The organism is Acinetobacter uliginosus, assembly GCF_044130295.1.
In the GTDB taxonomy this organism is placed as follows: domain Bacteria; phylum Pseudomonadota; class Gammaproteobacteria; order Pseudomonadales; family Moraxellaceae; genus Acinetobacter.
On the sequence record NZ_JBIQOC010000010.1, the window covers coordinates 63,306 to 69,852 of the forward strand.

5 protein-coding genes and 3 pseudogenes are annotated in these 6,547 nt (G+C 42.8%); 4 read left to right on the plus strand and 4 right to left on the minus strand.

Annotated elements, in window-relative coordinates; all coding sequences use genetic code 11:
* Positions 1-29: 29 nt before the first annotated feature.
* Entirely contained in the window at positions 30-788 is a 759-nt protein-coding gene (locus ACE01T_RS03840; protein WP_180081993.1) for a biotin--[acetyl-CoA-carboxylase] ligase, read from the plus strand.
* A 9-nt stretch (positions 789-797) separates the two neighbouring features.
* Positions 798-1,535, plus strand: coding sequence for a type III pantothenate kinase (locus ACE01T_RS03845; protein WP_395518780.1), 738 nt, complete (start codon positions 798-800; stop codon positions 1,533-1,535).
* A gap of 48 nt (positions 1,536-1,583) precedes the next feature.
* On the opposite strand, the pseudogene ACE01T_RS03850 reads toward ACE01T_RS03845, so the two are convergent.
* The 3 genes and pseudogenes from ACE01T_RS03850 to ffh all read right to left on the minus strand — a co-directional run.
* Positions 1,584-1,867: pseudogene (locus tag ACE01T_RS03850) on the minus strand (RBBP9/YdeN family alpha/beta hydrolase); the annotation flags it as partial.
* Between the two features lie 180 nt (positions 1,868-2,047).
* Positions 2,048-2,623 (minus strand): RBBP9/YdeN family alpha/beta hydrolase, encoded by a 576-nt coding sequence (locus tag ACE01T_RS03855; protein WP_395518781.1) that lies wholly within the window; start codon positions 2,621-2,623, stop codon positions 2,048-2,050.
* Between the two features lie 193 nt (positions 2,624-2,816).
* Positions 2,817-4,217 (minus strand): signal recognition particle protein, encoded by a 1,401-nt coding sequence (gene ffh / locus ACE01T_RS03860; RefSeq protein ID WP_086196094.1) that lies wholly within the window; start codon positions 4,215-4,217, stop codon positions 2,817-2,819.
* Positions 4,218-4,355: 138 nt separating this feature from the next.
* Between ffh and ACE01T_RS03865 the strand changes: the two genes are divergently transcribed.
* Entirely contained in the window at positions 4,356-5,162 is an 807-nt protein-coding gene (locus ACE01T_RS03865; RefSeq protein WP_086196095.1) for a cytochrome C assembly family protein, read from the plus strand.
* A gap of 169 nt (positions 5,163-5,331) precedes the next feature.
* Positions 5,332-6,272: pseudogene (locus ACE01T_RS03870) on the plus strand (IS5 family transposase).
* 50 nt (positions 6,273-6,322) lie between these two features.
* On the opposite strand, the pseudogene ACE01T_RS03875 reads toward ACE01T_RS03870, so the two are convergent.
* A pseudogene (locus tag ACE01T_RS03875) lies at positions 6,323-6,391 on the minus strand (IS66 family insertion sequence element accessory protein TnpB); the annotation flags it as partial.
* Positions 6,392-6,547 lie beyond the last annotated feature (156 nt).

The following is a 6,547-nucleotide window of genomic DNA, read 5'->3' on the forward strand; positions in this document are numbered from 1 at the left end:
ATTCACATTCCACGGTTACTTAGATTTAAATGGATTTAGAGACCCGACAGCTGCAAAAAATCCTCGATGATGCCCATCAGCTTCCTGAAGTTTTGTTACTCAAACCCGTCACCACGTCGACCAATGACGATGTACGTAAAATTGCACTGAAAGGCGTGCACAGTGTTCTGGTTTGCAGTTCCAAACAGACTCAAGGTCGTGGACAGCGTCAACGACAGTGGGTATCGCCTGAAGGCAACATCTATTTAAGCACATTGCTGAATACGCGAACAGCCATTGATGGCCGGCTGGCGCTTGAAATCGCACTGAATATTTTACAAATGCCGAGTTTGCAAAATTTAGATTTGCAAGTGAAATGGCCGAATGACCTGTATAGTCGACAAGGTAAATGGGGCGGCATTCTGGTTGAACCGATTTCCCCACATCAGGTCATTGTCGGGGTCGGGATTAATCTCGAACCTGTACCTCAAGCACAGATTGACCAGCATGCGACGTCATTGCATGAGTTAGGATTACAGGATACTTCCCGTATTCAGCTGATTGCTGAACTGTATATAGCGATTCAGCAAGCCAGTGCATGGTTTGATCATGACTGCTATAACCTGGCGGCACGTTTTAATCATTATGCGGCTTTTATAAACCAGGCTGTTGAATTTGAAGACCATTCGGGAGTATGTTCAGGTATCTTCCAAGGCATTCAGGATGATGGTTCGGTCAACATTGACACCCCTGACGGCTTAAAACAGTTTTATCAAGGGCGTTTACGCCGCCTGAGTACCTCTCTTTAGAGAAATGCAATGAAGAATTTATGGCTGGATATCGGCAATACCCGACTCAAATACTGGATTACTGAAAATCATCAGGTAATTGAACATGGTGCAGAACTGCATCTGCAATCCCCTGCCGAACTGCTCCTCGGTTTAATCCAGCATTTTAAAAGTCTGGATCTGCAACAAGCCGGGGTGTCTTCGGTTCAGGACAAAAAGAACAATGAACGCATCCAAAAAATTCTCAAGTTTTTAAATGTTCCGGTGACTTTTGCCAAAGTTCATGCCGAATATGCCGGCTTACGCTGTGCCTATGAAGATACCAGCAAGTTCGGGATTGACCGCTGGCTGCAAATGCTGGCTGTCGTGAACAATCCGGAGCAAAAATATTGTGTGATCAGTTGTGGAACTGCACTGACCATTGACCTCACCGATGGCTTGCAACACTTGGGCGGTTATATCCTGCCGAACCTGTATTTGCAGCGTGATTCCCTGATTCAAAATACCAAAGGCATCAAGATTCCCGATGCCATATTTGATGAGCTTAGCCCAGGTCGCAATACCATCGATGCCGTTCACCATGGCATTCTGCTCAGTCTGGTCAGCACCATTGAAAAGGTCCTGGAAAAATACCCAAGCCAACTGATTTTAACCGGTGGTGATGCACCACTATTTGCTACATATTTGACAGCTTATCAGCCTGTTATTGAGCATGATCTGTTGCTGAAAGGGCTGCAAAATTATATTTATTCCTTGGCTGAAGCCTGATTTTGTCGAATCAAATAAGGCTGAATAAGCTGCCAGACTTTTAGCCTATTCAATACTGAATTTAGGCAGAACATGATGATCCCCTTCCGAATAAATCACTATCCGATGCTCAATCTGACATTTTAACAATTCAAAATCGATCCGGGCAGCATCAATAAATGGGTTCACTTCATCCAGACGACCCGCCTGCTGTTCTATCTGTGATGCCCATACTGACAGCTGGGGATAGGTTGAAGGATCGAGGCGAAAATGTTCACACTAAAATGCTGTTCAGCAGCAAGCTGTCGCAGCCAGGGATACCAGTTTTCTTCCGAGCCGGCCGTATATGTATGACAATTACCTGGGCCATTATTGTTATTCCATCTGCTTCAGCTGCTTAAGTATGTACTAAATTTAGGCTGAATCTCGTGATTGAACTGTTAGTCATTTTTATAGAAAAAGTGAATTGTAGAGATTTTCCCATGCAATATGCTACATGATGTTTTAAATTTTCAGTGTAAATAGTCAGTCAATCAATGTAGCAGCAATGGATGCAGCACATCCCAGACCTGGTTAAATTCATCAAAACCATCACTGCGCATAAAATGCCCGGCATGGTTCACCTCCTGCATCTGGGCATTAATGTAATGACCTAGCAGTACAGCTTTGGGCGGTGACACATAAGGATCATTACAGGAAAACAGTAAAAATCGGGTCGCAATCTGTTTTTGCAAAATAGCCATGTCTAATTTTGCCTGCCGAATAAAACCCTCCAATTCGGGTAATGCAGTGAGTTTATCCTTAAAGCCAGCCACCAGTATCAGCCCTTTAATTGAAGTCTGACTGAGTGCCTGAGTCAAAAAATGCAGACTGGCAAGACAACCTAAACCATGCGCGACAATAATGCTTTCTGAATCTAAATGGGGTATTTGCAGCTGTATTGCTGTTTGCCAGCTTTGAAAATTTGGTGCGTTCGAATCGGGTAAGATTAGTCGCCTTGCCAGATGGCCTGAATGCTGAATTTGCTGGCTAAGCCAGGGAAACCAGTGATCATTAGGAGAAGCTTGATCACCATGCACAATATAAACTTGCTTTTGTAATTGTGACATATCTGTTCTTCTTATTATAAATTGTAGAATGAGTCATATTTATTCAATTATAATATGCCGATGAGAATCAAAAAATCCAGCCTGTTCATCGCAAAATAAACCGGATTGTTTCAAAGTGTTTTTAGGATAGGAAAAAAGGCAATAAAAAAGGCGCATTACGCGCCTTCTTGGGATTGATCAGTAAAGCTCAATCTTATTTATCTTTATTGCCGAATAGCGGGCCCATACCACCGCCACCGAATTGCTTTTGCATATTGCCCAATGAACGCATCATTTTTGCCATACCTGACGGATTGGCAAATTTCTTCATCATTTTCGCCATTTGCGCGTGTTGCTTGATGAGTTTATTCACTTCAGCAACATCCATACCGCAACCTGCTGCAATACGTTTTTTACGACTTGGGTTCATGAGGTCCGGGTTACGACGCTCTTTAATGGTCATCGACTGGATAATCGCTTCCATCTTTTTCACTTGCTTTTCGGGGTTCGCCTGCGCAATCGCATCCTGAATACCCGAGTTGCTCATGCCTGGAAGTTTATCTAGGAAGCCCATCATGCCGCCCATTTTATTCATTTGCTCAAATTGCATCAGCATATCTTCAAAGTTGAAGCTGCCGCCTTTTTGCAATTTTTTCGCCATTTTTTCGGCTTTTTCTTTGTCGATCTTGCGTTCAACTTCTTCGACCAAAGAAAGCACATCACCCATACCCAAGATACGCTGAGCGATACGCTCAGGATGGAATGGCTCAAGTGCATCGAGCTTTTCGCCCATACCCAGGAATTTAATTGGCTTGCCGGTAATTGCACGAACTGAAAGCGCCGCACCACCGCGTGCATCACCATCAGTTTTGGTTAAGATCACACCGGTTAATGGAAGCGCATCATTAAAGGCTTTGGCTGTATTCGCCGCATCCTGACCGGTCATGGCATCGACCACGAACAGGGTTTCAGTCGGCTTGATGGCAGCATGAAGCTCTTTAATTTCGTCCATCATTTCGTCATCGACGTGTAGACGACCTGCGGTATCGACAATCAGCACATCAGCAAACTGGATTTTCGCTTGTTCAATGGCACGGTTGGCAATATCAATTGGTTTTTCATTGGCATTCGATTCAAAGAAAATCGCGCCAACTTCACCCGCTACAGTTTGCAGCTGTTTGATTGCCGCTGGACGATAAACGTCGGCAGAAACCATGGCCACTTTTTTCTTTTGACGCTCTTGCAGGAAACGTGCAAGTTTTGCCGCAGTCGTGGTTTTACCCGCACCTTGCAAACCTGCAAGCAGTACAACCACAGGGGGTTTGGCTGCGAGGTCAAGGCTTTCATTGGCCTCACCCATCATTTTGGTCAGTTCGTCATGTACAATTTTGACGAACGCCTGGCCCGGTGATAACTGAGTCATCACTTCTTGGCCCAATGCCTCTTCCTTAACTTTCGCGATGAACTCACGAGTTACAGGTAACGCCACATCGGCTTCAAGAAGTGCCATACGCACTTCACGTAACGTATCTTTAATATTGTCTTCGGTTAGCTGCCCTGAGCCAGTAACATTTCTTAAACTCTGCGTGAGTCGTTCTGTTAAGGTATCAAACATTGCAAATTCCGCTTAAAATAGCCGTGAGCAAAAAATTGTTTCTTAAAATAGAAAATTTATGCATAGAATGCTATAGGATACTGTAGTTCGCATCGAATTTATATAAATGAATATTCATCATCCTGAAAAAGGTTTGACATGATTAGCCTGCCCTTGGTTTACACGATCTTAGCATTAATCGCTTATACCTCATCTTTCTGGTATCTGTTTATCCACTTAATGTCAAAACGTGATCCAAACCATTGGCTTATTGGGCTGGTACTGGGTTTAGGGGTAATGTTGCACGGGGCTGTGCTGTATAGCGATATGCTGACCCCTTTAGGCATCAATTATGATGTTTTTGTGCTGATGTCATTTACCTCTGGTCTGATGCTGCTGCTCAGCCTGCTGTTTAGTACCTTTCGTCCCATTTTGGCACTGAATTTACTGGGTATCCCTGTTGCTGCAATCGGTCTCATTTTAGGTTTTACCTTAAGCAAGACCAATCAGGTGATTGAACAGCATTCTCTGGGCCTAGACATTCATATTATTTTGTCTTTATCCGCCTATGCGGTTCTGTTGATGGCCACCATTCAAGCCGTGATTTTGTGGTTTCAGAACCGTGAATTAAAGAATAAGACCAAAAGACTGTGGGTTAATTTACTACCTTCATTCCAGGCCATGGAATCCTTGCTGTTTGATTTAATCATTACCGGTTTTATCTTGCTGACTTTAGCGCTTGGTTTTGGTTTCTTTACCATTGAAAATTTCTTTGCCCAGCATTTGGCGCATAAAACGGCGTTTAGTATTATTTCCTGGTTTGTTTATGGCTTTCTGTTGATTGGTCATTATAAATTTGGCTGGCGCGGTCAGAAAGCCATTCGCTTTACTTTGATTGGTTTTATGCTACTGGCGATTGGTTTTATTGGTTCCAAGTTTGTACTGGAAATGATTTTGGGTAAGTAAGACCCTTTTGTTCAGTGTGTCTAATTAAAAATATGGAACATGATAAATCATTAAAAAGGCCCAACCCTTATGGTTTGGACCTTTTTTTCATACGATATATCATTGATTAAAAATAGGCTTTGTTGCACAAACCTATCTGTAAAGGCTTTTTCAGCGATATAATTTTCAAATGAAGAAGCCTACACAGAAAATCTACCGCACAACCAATTGGCCCGCATATAACCGAGCACTCATGAGTCGCGGAAATATTGCCATTTGGTTTGATCCTGCTACGCAATGGTATGCGCCATCAAAAGGCAAACAAGGGCGAAATCAAACCTACTCCGACGCAGCCATCCAATGCTGCTTAATGATTAAATCCTTATTCCGTCTGTCTTTACGTATGGTTACTGGCTTTGTGCAAAGTCTGATTAAACTTTGCGGCTGAGCAGCCCCGAATATCAGTGATATTCGTACACCACGCTTTGTAGAAGACAAAAGCATATTGATATTGTAATCAGCTACCAAAAAAGTAGCGATGGGCTGCATCTACTCATGGACTCTACAGGGATGAAGTTTCTAGGTGAGGGCGAATGGAAACGCAAGAAACATGGACCTGAATATCGTCGCCAATGGCATAAACTTCATATTGATATAGATGCTAAAACCCTACAAATACGAGCAGTTCAGCTTACAACCAATAATGTCAGTGATTCACAGGTGCTTGGTGATTTACTTAATCAGATTCCACAAGATGAGCGGATTGACTCTGTTTATACCGATGGAGCTTATGACACCAAGCAATGCCGTCAGGTCATTGCAGATCGGCAAGCGCATGCGGTGATTCCACCTAGAAAAAATGCGAAACCATGGAAAGATACAAAGAGTAGCTCGCTAGAGCGAAATGAATTACTTCGAACAGTTAAACATTTAGGCAGGACACTATGGAAAAAATGGTCAGGCTATCATCGGCGAAGTTTGGTTGAAACTAAAATGCATTGCATCAAATTATTAGGAGATAAACACAGTGCAAGGAGTTTTGATAGCCAAGTGAATGAGATCCATGCACGTGTAGCAGTCCTTAATAGATTTACGGAATTAGGTCGACCACTTACCCAAGTTACGCCTTAAATTTGGCTCAATTAGGGGCGCTTTGCATTTCAAATCTTTGTGCAACAAAGCCATTCTTTGCTGTATTTTCTGCGTTTTTTAGCAACAGGAGGTGTTGCTGAATATATATCCATGTTCATGGATTAAGTCCCCACTTGTTTTTAGGTGGGAACTAAATTAAGGCTTATAGGATCGCTTGGTAAGGCTGTGTTAGCCGGATGCTTACATTTAAAGTATCTGTATTCTTATTAATTAAAATGTCTAGTCTATGGTATACATCAAAATCATGGATTGAA